The 13930-nt window shown below is 66.2% G+C and carries 13 protein-coding genes and 1 tRNA gene; 7 read left to right on the forward strand and 7 right to left on the reverse strand.

The window, feature by feature from the left end; all coding sequences use genetic code 11:
• Positions 1-69: 69 nt before the first annotated feature.
• Positions 70-1863: an ABC-F family ATP-binding cassette domain-containing protein gene (locus ACO06X_RS03445; RefSeq protein WP_421838602.1), complete on the forward strand. Its 1794-nt coding sequence runs from the start codon at positions 70-72 to the stop codon at positions 1861-1863.
• Here ACO06X_RS03445 and ACO06X_RS03450 read toward each other — a convergent pair.
• Entirely contained in the window at positions 1860-2234 is a 375-nt protein-coding gene (locus tag ACO06X_RS03450) for a hypothetical protein (protein WP_421838603.1), read from the reverse strand. The two genes, ACO06X_RS03445 and ACO06X_RS03450, sit on opposite strands and share 4 nt — an antisense overlap.
• A gap of 107 nt (positions 2235-2341) precedes the next feature.
• On the opposite strand from ACO06X_RS03450, the gene ACO06X_RS03455 reads away from it, so the two are divergent.
• The 3 genes from ACO06X_RS03455 to ACO06X_RS03465 are packed head-to-tail and all read left to right on the forward strand — an operon-like array spanning position 2342 to position 4693.
• Positions 2342-3064, forward strand: coding sequence for a prolipoprotein diacylglyceryl transferase (locus ACO06X_RS03455; protein ID WP_421838604.1), 723 nt, complete (start codon positions 2342-2344; stop codon positions 3062-3064).
• Positions 3015-4460 (forward strand): radical SAM protein, encoded by a 1446-nt coding sequence (locus ACO06X_RS03460; RefSeq protein WP_421838605.1) that lies wholly within the window; start codon positions 3015-3017, stop codon positions 4458-4460. Before ACO06X_RS03455 ends, ACO06X_RS03460 begins: the two co-directional genes overlap by 50 nt.
• A complete protein-coding gene (locus ACO06X_RS03465) occupies positions 4457-4693 on the forward strand; it encodes a hypothetical protein (RefSeq protein ID WP_421838606.1) in 237 nt (78 codons plus the stop codon). The genes ACO06X_RS03460 and ACO06X_RS03465 overlap by 4 nt, the downstream gene beginning before the upstream one ends.
• A 6-nt stretch (positions 4694-4699) precedes the next feature.
• Here the strand turns inward: ACO06X_RS03465 and ACO06X_RS03470 are convergent, their stop codons facing one another.
• Positions 4700-6514 (reverse strand): DUF885 domain-containing protein, encoded by a 1815-nt coding sequence (locus ACO06X_RS03470; RefSeq protein WP_421838607.1) that lies wholly within the window; start codon positions 6512-6514, stop codon positions 4700-4702.
• 91 nt (positions 6515-6605) lie between these two features.
• On the reverse strand, positions 6606-7091 hold the full coding sequence (locus ACO06X_RS03475) for a DUF6456 domain-containing protein (RefSeq protein WP_421838608.1): 486 nt from the start codon (positions 7089-7091) through the stop codon (positions 6606-6608).
• Between the two features lie 134 nt (positions 7092-7225).
• On the opposite strand from ACO06X_RS03475, the gene ACO06X_RS03480 reads away from it, so the two are divergent.
• Together ACO06X_RS03480 and ACO06X_RS03485 are read left to right on the forward strand one after the other, a co-directional pair.
• Complete coding sequence (locus ACO06X_RS03480; RefSeq protein ID WP_421838609.1) at positions 7226-7795, forward strand: helix-turn-helix domain-containing protein; 570 nt, start codon at positions 7226-7228, stop codon at positions 7793-7795.
• A gap of 17 nt (positions 7796-7812) precedes the next feature.
• Entirely contained in the window at positions 7813-9018 is a 1206-nt protein-coding gene (locus ACO06X_RS03485; RefSeq protein ID WP_421838610.1) for a glycosyltransferase, read from the forward strand.
• A gap of 101 nt (positions 9019-9119) precedes the next feature.
• Here the strand turns inward: ACO06X_RS03485 and secF are convergent, their stop codons facing one another.
• The 3 genes from secF to yajC all read right to left on the reverse strand — a co-directional run bounded on the left by secF (position 9120) and on the right by yajC (position 12141).
• The gene (gene secF / locus ACO06X_RS03490; protein WP_421838611.1) at positions 9120-10097 is read right to left on the reverse strand and encodes a protein translocase subunit SecF; all 978 of its coding nucleotides are present in this window, start codon (positions 10095-10097) and stop codon (positions 9120-9122) included.
• 13 nt (positions 10098-10110) lie between these two features.
• Positions 10111-11718 carry a protein translocase subunit SecD gene (gene secD, locus ACO06X_RS03495; protein ID WP_421838612.1) on the reverse strand — a complete coding sequence of 536 codons (1608 nt, stop codon included), beginning with the start codon at positions 11716-11718 and terminating at the stop codon, positions 10111-10113.
• A 75-nt stretch (positions 11719-11793) separates the two neighbouring features.
• The gene (gene yajC / locus ACO06X_RS03500; RefSeq protein ID WP_421838613.1) at positions 11794-12141 is read right to left on the reverse strand and encodes a preprotein translocase subunit YajC; all 348 of its coding nucleotides are present in this window, start codon (positions 12139-12141) and stop codon (positions 11794-11796) included.
• A 223-nt stretch (positions 12142-12364) separates the two neighbouring features.
• Between yajC and ACO06X_RS03505 the strand changes: the two genes are divergently transcribed.
• Positions 12365-12441: transfer RNA gene (locus tag ACO06X_RS03505), tRNA-Pro, on the forward strand.
• Positions 12442-12561: 120 nt separating this feature from the next.
• On the opposite strand, the gene ACO06X_RS03510 is transcribed toward ACO06X_RS03505, so the two are convergent.
• The gene (locus ACO06X_RS03510; RefSeq protein ID WP_421838614.1) at positions 12562-13896 is read right to left on the reverse strand and encodes an MFS transporter; all 1335 of its coding nucleotides are present in this window, start codon (positions 13894-13896) and stop codon (positions 12562-12564) included.
• Between the last annotated feature and the right edge of the window lie 34 nt (positions 13897-13930).

Raw genomic sequence — 13930 nt, forward strand, 5'->3', positions numbered from 1 at the left:
CAGATCAGGCGAGCCGGTGCCAAGCTGATACTGGACCGCGCCGCCCCGCGCCGCTAAGCGCGGCCCATCATGGCAGCAGCACCAATCCTCAGCTGGGAAGGCCTCGGCCTCAACCAGGGCACAAGCTGGCTGTTCCGCGATCTCGACATCCAGATCGGCCCGCGTGACCGGCTTGCCCTCATCGGCCGCAACGGCGCGGGGAAAACCACGCTGCTCAAGCTGCTTTCGGGCGAAGTGGAAGGCGACAAGGGCACCCGCTCGGTCCAGCCGGGCACGCGCGTGGTCACGCTGGAGCAGGACCCGTTCTTCACCGGCTTTGAAACCCTCATGGACTTCGCGCTCTCGGGCAAGGACGCCCCGCCGCGCCACGAAGTCGAATCCATCGCCGGACAGCTCGGGATCGACCTTTCCCGCAAGGCCGACAGCGCCTCGGGCGGTGAACGCCGCCGTGCGGCGCTTGCGCGCGCCCTCGCCAGCGAGCCCGATCTGCTGCTGCTGGACGAGCCGACCAACCACCTCGATCTCGCCGCCATCGAATGGCTCGAATCCTGGCTCCAGCGCTACAACGGCGCCTTCGTCGTCATCAGCCACGACCGCACCTTCCTTGAGCGCCTGACCAAGGCCACGCTCTGGCTCGATCGCGGTTCGCTCCGCCGCCGCGAGATCGGCTTCGGCGGCTATGAAGCGTGGATGGAAGCCGTCTACGCCGAAGAGGCCCGCGCGGCGGACAAGCTCGACGCCAAGCTCAAGATCGAAGCCCACTGGCTCGAACGCGGCGTCACCGCGCGGCGCAAACGCAACATGGGCCGCCTCGAAAAGCTCTGGGAAATGCGCGCCACCCGCGCCGCGATGCTCAGCCCCCAAGGCGCGGCCAAGCTCACCCTCGCCAGCGACGATGCCAAGAGCAAGGCCGTCATCGTCGCAGACAAGATCACCAAGCGCTTTGGCGAACGGGTCATCGTCAAGGACTTCTCCCTGCGCATCACCCGCAAGGACCGCATCGGCCTGGTCGGCGCGAACGGCGCAGGCAAGACGACGCTCCTGAAACTCCTCACCGGCGAACTGGAACCCGACAGCGGCACCGTCACGCTGGCCAAAACGCTCACCCCCGTCGTGATCGACCAGCAGCGCAGCCTGATGTCGCCCGAAAAGCGCATCCGCGATGTGGTCGCCGAAGGCAGTGACTGGATCGACGTGCAGGGGGTGCGCAAACACATCCATGGCTACCTCAAGGACTTCCTGTTCGATCCCGGCATGGTCGAAGCCCGCGTCGGCACGCTCTCGGGCGGCGAACGCTCGCGGCTCCTCCTCGCGCGCGAATTCGCCCGCCCCTCGAACCTTCTCGTGCTTGACGAGCCGACCAACGACCTCGATCTCGAAACACTCGACCTCCTGCAGGAAGTGATTTCGGACTACGACGGCACCGTCCTCATCGTCAGCCACGACCGCGATTTCCTTGATCGCACGGTCACGATTACGCTCGGCATGGATGGCTCGGGCAAAGTCGATGTCGTCGCGGGCGGCTATGCCGATTGGGAAAAGCAGCGCAAACAGCGCCTCGCCGGCAAGCCCGTGGCGCGCGAAACGGCAGACAAAGCCGCCGCTGCGCCGCCGCCGCCCCCACCGCCCAAGAAGGCCAAGCTAACCTACAAGGACCAGCGCGACTACGAGATCCTCCCGGATCGCATCGCTGACCTCGAAAAAGCCATCGCCCGCGACGAAGCCGCGCTGGCCGACCCCGACCTCTACACCAAGAACCCCGCCCGCTTCGCCGCCCTCACCGCCGCGCTGGACAAGGCGCGCGCGGAGAAGGACGCGGCAGAAGAACGCTGGCTGGAACTGGCGGAGATGGTGGAGGGCTAGCCGACAACCTTGTAGAACAAGCTGAGCCCAATCAATCCACCAAGCAGCAGCATCCAGAACCAGCCGGCAGCACTCGCGACGCGGCCCCAGCCCCCGCCCGCCAGAATCAGGTCGGTGTCCGGTCCGATCCTTGTCGGATCGACGCCGGTCTCCCGCGAAATGGCCTCTGCAAATCGCGCCCAGACATCCGGCTTGGCGGCCTCCTCAGGAGAAAGCGCGCGCATCAGCGCTGTATGGATGTCGCCAACAGTTGACCAATTGCCCGCGTCCGAATCGTCGAGCCTCACCCCGAAGGCGGTCTCGACTTCCTCGATCGCCGCGATCTCGTCGCCGTCGCCACCAAGGCCGAGGTTCGGAACTTGTTCCTGCATGCGCTAAAGATGATCCGAGTTGTTTGGCGGGTCAACGCAGCAAACCAGTACAACGTCTGTTGCTCTGACCTTCCAACCCTTTCACCACCTATGATACCACTCCCACAGTGATCCACATCCCCACGTCCCCCTGGTTCCACTATCTCGGCGATCTCGCCGCATGGGGGACAGCCTTTCTTGGCGGCCAGTGGGTCTATCGGCGCCGCCGCGCCAGCGTTGAGCGGCTCGCCCAGCAGACTGCACCTGATTACTTCATCACCCTCGCATTAGGTGCCGCAGCAGGGGCGTGGTTGCTGGGTTCGCTCAACACGCTGCAGCAAGCCCGGCCCACGCTCTCGCACTCGGTCGCGGGCGCGCTGGCCGGAGCAATCGTCGCCGTCGAGCTCTGGAAATGGGTGCGCGGCGTGCGCGGATCGACCGGCGGGCCCTTCGTCATTCCGCTCACGCTCGGCATCATGGTCGGCCGCCTTGGGTGCCTTTTCGCCGGCCTTGCCGACCAGACCTATGGCACCCCCACCAACCTGCCCTGGGGCGTCGATCTGGGCGATGGCATCGCGCGCCATCCCGTACAGATCTACGAATCGCTCGCGATGCTGGCCTTCCTCATCGTCTATTGGCGCGGGCTCACCCGCGAACGCGCTTGGGCCACGCGCCACGGCTTCCATGCATTCGTGCTGTTCTATGCGGTGCAGCGATTTGCGTGGGAGTTCCTCAAGCCCTATCCAAAGATCCTCGGCCCGTTAAACGTGTTCAACTTGGCCATGATCGGACTCATCATCTATGCGCTTGTCTGGATCGCACGTTCAAACGACCGTCCTGCCAGCGCCTGAGCGCAAGGCCGCGCCCTACATCTTCCACAGCCAGACCACGAGCCTGTGCGAAACCTGCCTCGAAACCGTCCCCGCCAAAGTCATTATCGAAGAGGGCAGCGTCTACTACCTCAAGCGCTGCGCCGCCCACGGCGTGCAGAAAACGCTGATCAGCGACGATCTCTCCTATTGGCGCGGCCAGAAGGACTGGCTCAAGCCCGGCGACCGCCCGCTCACCGCGCAGACCCGCACCGAAGCCGGCTGCCCGTTCGATTGCGGCCTCTGCCCCGATCACGAACAGCACAGCTGCCTCGCCATCGTCGAGATCAATTCGGCCTGCAATCTCGCCTGCCCGGTCTGCTTCGCGGATGCCGAGAACGTCCACGGCGCGCACCTGCCGCTGAGCGTGATCGAGGGCATGCTCGATGCACTGGTCGAAAGCGAGGGCGAGCCCGATCTCGTCCAGCTTTCGGGCGGCGAACCCACGATCCACCCGCAGTTCTTCGAAGTGCTCGATGCGGTGAAGCGCCGCCCGATCCGGCACGTGATGATCAACACCAACGGCGTGCGCATCGCGCAGGACCCGGCCTTCGTCGAGCGCCTCGCCAGCTACGCCCCCCGTCTCGAAGTTTATCTCCAGTTCGACAGCCTGAACGACGAGGCGCTGGTCAACTTGCGCGGCGCCCGCCTCTCCCGCGTCCGCCAAGCCGCGCTCGAGGCTCTGGAGCGCGTCGGCCTTTCGACCACGCTGGTCGCCGTGGTGAAGCGCGGGGTGAACGACAGCGAGATCGCGGCCATCGTCAACCACGCGCTTGAATGGAAATGCGTGCGCGGCGTGACCTTCCAGCCGGTGCAGGATGCCGGCCGCAACGAAGGGTTCGACGGCAAGGCCAACCGCATGCTGATTACCCAGATCCGGCGCGAGGTGGTAAAGGCAGGCGTCTTTGCGGCGGAAGACATGATCCCGCTGCCCTGCAATCCCGATCAGATCTGCATCGGCTATGGCCTGCGCGCTGGCCGCTCGGTCACCCCGATCACCTCGCTGCTCCCCCGCGAAGTTCTGCTGAACGGGCCCAACACGATCAGCTACGAAGCCTACCCTGCGCTGCGCGAGGCGATGCTGAACCTGTTCAGCCTGGCCACCACGCAGTGCAATACCGAGGAAAAGGTGGCGGGCGTGCTGTGCTGCCTGCCGCAGGCGCTGGTGCCGGAAGACCTTGGCTATGCCAACAGCTTCCGCGTCGTGATCCTGCAGTTCCTCGATCGCTACAACTTCGATCTGGCGACGGTGAAGCGCAGCTGCGTCCACTTCATCACGCCCGATCGCCAGATCATCCCCTTCGATACCTACAACACGTTCTACCGCCCCGGCGCCGAGGGCGCGCCGGTGCTCGCCCGCGCCCGGAGGACACCATGAAGCGCCTTTTCGGCGGCCTGCTGCAGGCGGCCGGTATTCTGATCATGCTCACCAGCGGTCTGTGCACGGTGGCGGTGATCGGCATGACCTTGACCGAAGTTGTTCGCGATCCGTCGATGATCGCCGCAGGCTGGGTGCCGCTGCTTTTTGGCGGCATCCCTTTCATGGCCGGCTTCGGGCTTTTCAGATGGGGCCGATCGCTGCGGCGCGAGCACGATCACAACGTGTTCTGAAACCCCTCACCCCGCCGCCAATCGCTCCGCCGTGCGCTCCTCGATCCGCTTCTCCAGCATGAACAGCGGCATCGTGCCTTCTTCCAAAATCCCATGGAACCACGGCAGGCTGAACTTGTCCCCCAGCGCCGCCTGCGCCTTCGTGCGCGCCGCGACCCATGCCGTGTGGCCGATCTTGTAGCTGCACGCCTGCCCGATCAGCACGCAATAGCGCTCCACCTCGCGCTGGCTGCGCGCCTGCGCGAAGCCGGTGGTGGCGACCATATACGCGGTCGCCTTCTCGCGGCTCCAGCGGTAGTGATGGATGCCGGTATCGACCACCAGCCGCGCCGCGCGGAACAGGAACGATTGGAGATACCCGGCCCGCTCCAGCGCCGAATACCCGCCCAGTTCGTCCGCCAGCTGCTCGGCATAGAGCGCCCAGCCCTCGCCGTGCGCCGAGAGGAAATAGTCCTTGAGATACAAAGGCAGCGCGCCGCCCTTCTGCGCATAGCCGCCTTGCAGGTGGTGCCCCGGAATGCCCTCGTGATAGGTCAGCGAAGGCAGCGAATAGCGCGGCCAGTCGCCCACGGACTTGAGGTTGATCCAGTAGATCGCCGGGCGCGAGCCATCGAGGCTGGCGCTGTAGTAATAGCCGTTCGAAGCCCCGTCCTGAATCTCCACCGGCACGCGGCGGATTTCCAGCGGCTCGCTGGGATAGTTCGCGAAGGCCTGCGGCAGCTTCTTCGCCATCGTCGCGATCCCGGCGTTGAGCGAGGCGATCAGGTCCGCCCGGCCCGCATCGCTATCGGGATAGAGCTGGTCCGGCGCATGATTGAGCGCCGTCAGCCGCTCGCCCACCGTGCCCTTGGTATAGCCCGCGCCCCTCAGGATCGCATCGAGCTTGCCCGTGATATCGGCCACTTGCGCAAGCCCGATCTTGTGGACTTCTTCCGGGCTCAGCCTGGTCGTCGTCGCCTCGGCCAGCGCGGCTGCATAGATCGCATCGCCGCCGCGCACGCGCCACGCGCCGTCGCCCGCCGGGGTCTTGAGGCGCAACGCCTTGATCAGCGCAATCTGCCGGTCGAGCGCGGGATAAACGTCGCCGCCGACGATCTTCGCCGCCTGCGCCGCCCAATCGCCGGGAATGGCCTTGGAGGTGGTACGCCGCGACAAGGAAAGCACCAGCGAACTGGCCTCCGGCGCAGCGCTGCGAAGCTTGGCGAGCTGGCCCAGTGCCAGATCGAGCGACCAGCGCGGCGCGATCACCCCGCGCCCCGCCAGCCGCTTCTGGCCCAGCGTGTCCTCATCCAGCGCAAAGGCAAAGGCCCGCAGCCGCGCGAGATAGGCCTCGGCATCAGCGGCGGTTTCCACCGGATGCTGGCTGTCGAGCATGTCCGGCACTTCGAAGTAGATGCCCTGCTGCTGCGTGATCGGATAGGGCTGCTGCACGCTCTCGATCCCGAAGGGCACCCCGGCCAGCCGCCGCTCGAACATATAGGCCAGGATATCGCGCTGCCGCTGCACGGCGGGGCTCAGGCTCGCCGAATCGACGCCGCGCATCGCGGCAAGCCCGGCGCGGTCGAACGCCTGCGTGGCCGCCCGGCCAGCCTCGCTCTTGTCATCGAGCCGCGAACGCAGTGCCGCGCGCACGCCGGTGTCGAGCCCGAGCCCGGTCGCATGGTTCGGCGTCAGCAGCAGGTTGTTGTAGAACAGGCGGTCGGCCAGCGCCGCAAAGGCGGCATCGCCGGGCGCGGCACCTGCGGCAGCGAAGGCTTGTGCTGGCAGCCAAGCCGTCAGCGCAGCGGTCGCTGCACCGGTGAGAAATTCACGTCTTTCCATGGACTAGGCTCCCGCAGATCGGAAAGCCTGTCCGCTCGCACATTCCCTCGCGGGGAAGCAAGACACCCCCCAGGGCGAGCGGGGGAAATCCTCACGACCCACCGTAAAATCCCGCCACCCGGTCGAGCGCCAGCTCCAGAACCAGCTTGCCGCTGCGCGCAGGCCAGGCCAGCGCCTTTTCCGCAGTCGGCACGCCCTCGCCCGCGCAGACCACGCGCCACAGGATGTCGGAAAGCCCCGGCCCCGCCGCCGCGATTGCGCCATCAAAGCGGCGGCGTGCGGCCAGCTGCCGCTCGCCCGGCGTCAGGCCCGGCTCACCACCCGCAATGCGCACCGGGTCCCAGCGCATTGTCACCGAAGGCGCGAGTTCGGCGCGCTCCCAGTCCGCCCGCAGCCGCTCACCCGCCGCAAATTGCCGGTCAATGAGGTGGCCCCGCGCATGAAGCCAGGTCAGCGGCGATTCGGCGAGATTGACCTTCACGCTGCGCACTGCCGCGCGCCCGGAACCGGGCCGCACCCCGCCCACGCGCCGCGGCCCTTCCTCGGTCAGTTCACGCTCGACCAGAACCTGCGTCATGCCACCTCTCCTTTGAACAAATCAGGAACATGCGCTGTCTTGCCGGAGAGTGACACCTGTAGGAAAGCACAAAACTTGCCGCAGCGCACAAAAGCTGTAAAAGCGTGCATAAGGCCGCTGAAAGTGCCCCTCTCATGATCAACCGCATCCGCGATATCCGCCGTCAAAAAGGCCTCACCTTGGCCGATGTCGCCGCGCGCTGCGCGCCGCCAACCACTGCGCAAACCATCGGCCGGCTGGAAACGGGCATGCGCTCGCTTTCGCTCGGCTGGATGAACCGCATCGCCGCCGCGCTCGATGTCGATCCGCAGTTGCTGGTCAAGGCCGAGGTGGAGAGCGAACCGCAGATCATCGCCCGCCTCGCAGCGACCGGCGCTGAGGCGCTCACCAAGCCCATGTCGGCGGTTTTCCCGGTTGGCCCGGGCTCGGCCCAGCTTGTCGTGATGACCGTGGAAGCAAGCGCCGGCGAATACCGCGCAGGCGATCAGGTCTGGCTGCGGCAAGTGGGGCCCGATGATTTCGGCCGCGCGCTCAACCGCGATGTGCTCGCCCCCCGCCCCGGCGGCCGTTTCGCATTCGGCCGCATGATCGATCGCGATGGTGATCGTGTCGCGCTGCTTCCGCCCGGCGTCGGCCAGCGGCAGGTGGTGATCGATCATCCCGCCTGGATCGGCGTTGCCGAACTGCTCGTCCGCTCGCTCTGACATTCCGCGATTTGCCGGTGAAGCGCCGCCTGCTGTCGATCTCGACGCTCTATCCTGCGCCGACCCGTCCGGGCTTCGGTCGCTTCGTCGCGCGCCAGATGGAGGCGCTCGCCGCGCGGGGGGATTGGGACGTTACCGTGATAAACCCGATCGGCCTGCCCCCGCCGCCGTTTAACGCGATGGGACGCTACAAGCCGCTCGCCGCCATCCCTCCGATTGAATCCGGCGGGCGCGTCACCGTCCACCATCCGCGTTTCCTGCTGGTTCCCGGCCTTTCCGGCCGATTCAATCCCTGGGCGATCACCCGCGCGGTCCTGCCGCTGGCGCGAAAGCTCCACCGCGAAGCGCCATTCGATCTGGTCGACGCGCAGTTCTTCTACCCCGATGGCCCCGCTGCCGCCGATGTCGCCGCCGCGCTTGGCCTGCCCCACGCGATCAAGGCGCGCGGTTCGGATATCCATCTCTGGGGGGACCGGCCCGCCGCGCTCCTCCAGATGCGCCGCGCCGCCCACAGCGCTGCGTCCGTGCTGGCCGTGTCCGGCGCCCTTGCGCATGATATGGAAGCGCTGCGTCTCGCCCCGCCCGGTGGTATCACGGTGCATTACACCGGCCTCGACCGCGTGCGCTTCCAGCCGCTGCCCCGCAGCGAAGCGCGCGCGCAGCTTGCCGCCAGCCTGCCCAACCTCACGCTGCGCCCCACGGACCGCCTCGCCGTCTGCGTCGGCGCGTTGATCGCAATCAAGGGGCAAGCCCTTGCGATCGAAGCGCTGACCAGCCTGCCCGGCGACATCCAGCTCGCGCTTGCCGGCACCGGCACCGACGAGGACGCCTTGCGCGCCCGCGCCGCCGCGCACGGCGTGTCCAGCCGAGTGCATTTCCTAGGCGCAGTGAGCCACGATACGCTGCCCGTGCTGCTCAGCGCCGCCGATGTCATGGTCCTGCCTTCGGAGCGCGAGGGCCTTGCCAACGCCTGGATCGAGGCGCTCGCCTGCGGCACGCCGCTCGTCATCCCGCCGATTGGCGGCGCACCAGAAGTACTGGACCGCCCTGCCGCTGGCCGCCTGGCCGAGCGCACGCCCGCCGCCATCGCCGCGGCCATCTCGGAAATCCTCGCCGCGCCGCCAGCGCAAGCAGACGTTGCCGAGAGCGCCGCCCGGTTCAGCTGGGACGCGAATGCGGCAGCGCTTGCGGGAATCTACGAAAAGGTTGCGACAGGCCGCTGACGTTGCTCAGCGTGCTTCGACAAGCTCAGCACGAGCGCTGGTGCAACCACCAACACCGCTCATCCTGAGCCCGTCGAAGGATGCTTGCGCCTCGCCTGCGTTCAAGCCCCCTCGCGCGCCATCCGTTCCTGCTTGTCGAGCTGGCTCTCGGTCGGCACGAAGCTCTTCGAGGTGACCTTCAGCCAGATCAGGATCGGCGCAGCCATGTAGATCGAGCTGTAAGTACCGACGAAAATGCCCAGCGTGATTGCGGCTGTGAAGCCGAAGATCACCCCCGGACCCAGCAGCAGCAATGCCGTCAGCGTGATCAGCATCGAAAGCGAGGTCGCCAGCGTACGGTGAAGCGTCTCGTTCACCGAAAGATCGAGCAGCTCAGGCATCGGCATCTTGCGGTATTTCTTGAGATTCTCGCGGATGCGGTCGTAGACCACGATGGTATCGTTGAGCGAATAGCCGATCAGCGTCAGCAGCGCCGCCACGATCGTCAGATCGAATTCCAGCTGCGTCACCGCGAACAGGCCCAGGGTCAGCGTCACGTCGTGGACAAGGCTGAACAATGCGCCCACACCGAACTGCCATTCGAACCGCAGCCAGATATAGGCCGCCACCGCCAGCGCCGCGAGGCCGAGCGACAGCACCGCGCTGTGCCACAACTCGCCCGAAACCTTGCCCGAAACCGAATCCACGCCGTCCACGCGCGCATCGGCGTGCTTGGCCTTGATATCGGCGGTAATCGTGCGCGCCATCTTGTCCGATAGGCCGCTGTCGTGGTCCGCGCCTTCGGGCAGCTTCATGCGGATCGAGATCTCGTTGGGCTTGCCATAGCGCTGGATGATCGGCTCGCCATAGCCCAACGCCTCAATCTCGCCGCGCAGCGGCCCGACCGGTGCCTCCGCGCTCTGGGTGAAGGTCACGCGGATCATCTGGCCGCCGATGAAATCGACGCCAAGGTTGAGCCCCTTGGTAAACACGAGGCCGAGGCTCGCCGCCATCAGCAGCACGCTGATGACGTAGAAGGGCACGCGCCAGCGCAGGAACTTGATGTTCGTGTTATCGGGAACGAGCTTGAGAAGTTTCATGGTTGCCAGTCCCTCAAAGCGCGATTTCGGTCGGCCGCGCCTTGCGCAGCCACTGCGCGACCCACATGCGGGTCATGGTCACCGCGGTGAACACCGAAGTCGCGATGCCGATCAGCAGCACGATGGCGAACCCGCGTACCGGACCAGTGCCGAACGCGGCCATCGACATAGCCGCGATCACGTTGGTGATATTGGCGTCGAAGATCGCGCGGCTGGCTTCCTTGTAGCCCATCTCGACCGCCTGGAACACACGGCGGCCACGGTGCCGTTCCTCGCGGATGCGCTCGTTGATCAGTACGTTGGCGTCCACCGCAGCGCCGATCGTGAGCACGAAACCGGCGATGCCCGGCAGGGTCAGCGTTGTGCCGATCAGCGCCATGATGCCCAGGATCATCAGCACGTTGAACACCAGCGCGATACAGGCATACATGCCGAAACGGCCATAGACGGCGAGAATGAAGGCCACCAGCGCCAGCGTGCCGACCGCCATAGCGATCATGCCCTTGCGGATCGAGTCCGCGCCGAGATCCGGCCCGACGGTGCGCTCTTCCACCACCTTGAGGTCGACCGGAAGCGCGCCCGAACGCAGCGAGATCGCGAGATTGCTTGCCGCCTGCGTGGTGAAGTTACCCGAGATCACGGCGCTGCCGCCAAGGATCGGCTCGTTGATGTTGGGTGCGGAAAGCACCTTGCCATCGAGGATGATCGCGAAGGGCTTGTTGACGTTCTGCGTCGTCAGCTTGGCAAACCGCGCGCCGCCTTCGGTGTTGAAGGTGATCGCCACTTGCGGCTCGTTGGTCTGCTGGTTGTTGGTGACTTGTGCATTGGTCAGCTGATCACCGCGAATGCCGCCAAGGCGCTTGACCGCAATCGAACCGACCGGCCCGCCGTCCTTGCCCGGCGCATAGGGCACGATCTCGCTGCCCGGAGGCGCGATGCCGCGCTGGATATCGCTCTGCAGCGCGGTCGTATCGACCAGTTTGAATTCGAGCTTGGCGGTCTGGCCGAGCAGGTTCTTGAGCGCCTGCGGATCCTGCAGGCCCGGCACTTGGACCACGATGCGGTTGGCACCCGAACGGATGATCGTCGGCTCGCGCGTGCCCAGTGCGTCGATGCGCTTGCGCACCACCTCGACCGCCGTTTCCATCGCCTGCGCGACCGCAAGATCGATGCCTTCCGCTGTCGAAGTCAGCACGAAGCGGTTGCCGTCGATGACCTCGATCTTCCAGTCGCGCGCGCCGGTCAGCCCCGCGCCATTGGTCAGCGGCAGGATCGCCTCGCGCACCGCATCAACCTTGGCGGGATCCTCGACGAGGAAGGTCAGCGCGCCGTCACGGTTGGAGATATCGCTGATGCGGATGTCCGGGCTCGCCTGCTTCAGCTTGTTGCGGACCGATTCGTCCATGCCCTCGATGCGCTGCTGGCGTACCTGGCTGGGATCGGCCTCGAGCAGGATGTGGCTGCCACCGGCAAGATCGAGGCCCAGATTGACCTTGGGCGCATAGATGCCCGCAGGGATCGTGAAGCCCATGACCGTGGCGATCGAAGGGGCCGCGGCAAGCGCGGCCAGCAGCGTGATCGCCCAGAGCCAGATCACCTTCCAGCGCGGAAATTCAAGCATCGAGAGAAGTCTTCCTGAAGGAGGCCACGCGCATATGGGGCCATTGGCCACCATATGGTGACGCGGGCCGCAGCATCAATCGTTGGCGGGAGCAGACCCAGCGGGCGGCAGCACGTCGCCGATCGTCGCCCGCACCGCGCGAACGCGGACATTGGGGCCGAGTTCAAGATCGACCGTCTGGTCCTCGACCTTGATCACCTTGCCGATCAGGCCGCCTGCGGTCACGACCTGGTCGCCCTTCTTGAGCGCCGAGATCTTGACCTGCTGCTCCTTCTGCCGGCGCATCTGGGGGCGCAGGATCAGGAAGTAGAAGATCGCCGCCATCGCGACGAGCGGCAGAAACTGGAGGTACGCCGGCGGCTCGGCCGGAGTGGCGGCCGGCGCGGCGGCGGCGAGGATGGCAAGAAGAGCAGGACCGTTCATGGCAGGTCAGGAACTTTCGCAAGGGCTGGTCTGGCGCAGCGAACCCCGGCAGGCGGCAAGCCGCAAGCCCGGTGAGGCCAGTATGGGCTGGCGCGCTAGCAGTTTGGCATGGCTTAGGCAACTTTGCGCCCATCCCATCCGCCGCAAACCGCTTGCCCCGCGCTATCGCGGATCAAGAGCCTTGCCATCCACCCAGACCCTGCCTATAGGCCCGCCTTCCGGTCGGGACGTAGCGCAGCCTGGTAGCGCATCACACTGGGGGTGTGGGGGTCGGAGGTTCGAATCCTCTCGTCCCGACCAACGAATTCCAAGCATCGCCCCCCCTGCTTCACGGGGTGCAAAAGCCACCTCCATGGCGCGTATGCGGCGCAAGCTTGCGCAAAAGAAGCGACGTGCTTCGAGCCGAACAACCAATCAGAATCAGCTTTCCAACCGGCGCGCGCGCTCTTGCGGCGTCATACGGTCTGATTGCAGCGCGAGGCAGACGGCGGCGAGGACAAACAGACCGCACGGGACCACGCCCATCGCTGCCACTGCCGCGAATCTCGCGCCATCGGTTTGCAGCGCCGGGGAAACGCCGCTCCGGAAGCCGCCAAAGCTCAGGGCAAGTCCGCACAGCGCCGGACCCAGCGCCAGCGCTACCTTCTCTGCAGCGCTCCAGACACCGGCAAGCGTGGCGCTCGCGGCAGTCCCCGTGGACCTGCCGAACGCGGCCAATGCCGAGAAACCCGCGACCTGTATTCCCGCGGTGGCCAAGCCGCCGAATGCCGCGCCGGCCAGAATCGCAGGCCAGCTGATGGCCATGGAGAGCGCAAGACTGGCGATCACGGCCAGGCCGAGTGCAAGCATCATGCCCCGCGCAGTCCCGGTCCGTTCGACCATGATCGACCACGGGATCATCGCAAGGATTGCGGCGCCAATCTGGATCAGGAAGAACTGGCCGATATCCGCTTCGGGCCTCGCGCGGGCGATCACGAGGTAGTAAGCCGTCGCCGCGCTGGCGGTGCCGCATCCCGCCATGGCCAGGAAATAGACACCAAGCGCAGCGCGGAAGCCGCGCAGGCGCATCAGCGCAAATCCGCTGATGGCTGCGGCTGGTGCGGGGTTCGATCCGGCCGCGATCGGCCTCAACCACGCGATCGTCATCGCGCAAGCACAGCATGCCGCAATCGCAAGCGCCATCCAGCGATAGGCCGGCGCACCTCCGCCGAAGGCCGTGACCAAAGCCGGTGCGCCCGAAGCCCCGAGCAGGATCCCCGCGAAAGCGAAAACCAGCCGGATGCCGATGAGGCGTGCAGCAGGACCTTCGGCAAGCGCAAGATCGACAGAAACGGCAAGATAGGGTACGGCGAAGAAACTGTACGCCAAGGACGCCAGCAGATAGCTCGCTGCGAGGAGCAAAGCGGTCAGCTGCGGCGTTGCCAGCTGCGGAACTGCAAACAAGGCCGTGAAAGCCACTGCGCTGGCGGCAATGCCCAGCCCCTGAAGGCGGCGGCGGCTCCCCAGCGCCCGCACCTCCCGGTCCGACCAGCGCCCGATCAGCGGATCGGCAAAAATGACCACGAGCTTGGGCGCCAGAATCGCGGCGCCAGCCAGCGCCGGTGGCAGGTGCAACTGCTGCGTGGCGAAGTAGAGCAGCAGGATGCCCGGGACAGTCGAATAGACGCCCGTACCCACCGACCCCACGCCATAGCCAAGCATGGCCCCGGCGCCCAAGGGTTGGTTTGCCCGAAGGCCTGCCGAGCGGTCAGTCATCCGTTTGCCTCCAGCGGCCGATTTTAGCAGGCCG

Source organism: Novosphingobium sp. (genome assembly GCF_965229225.1).
Taxonomy (GTDB): Bacteria; Pseudomonadota; Alphaproteobacteria; order Sphingomonadales; family Sphingomonadaceae; genus Novosphingobium.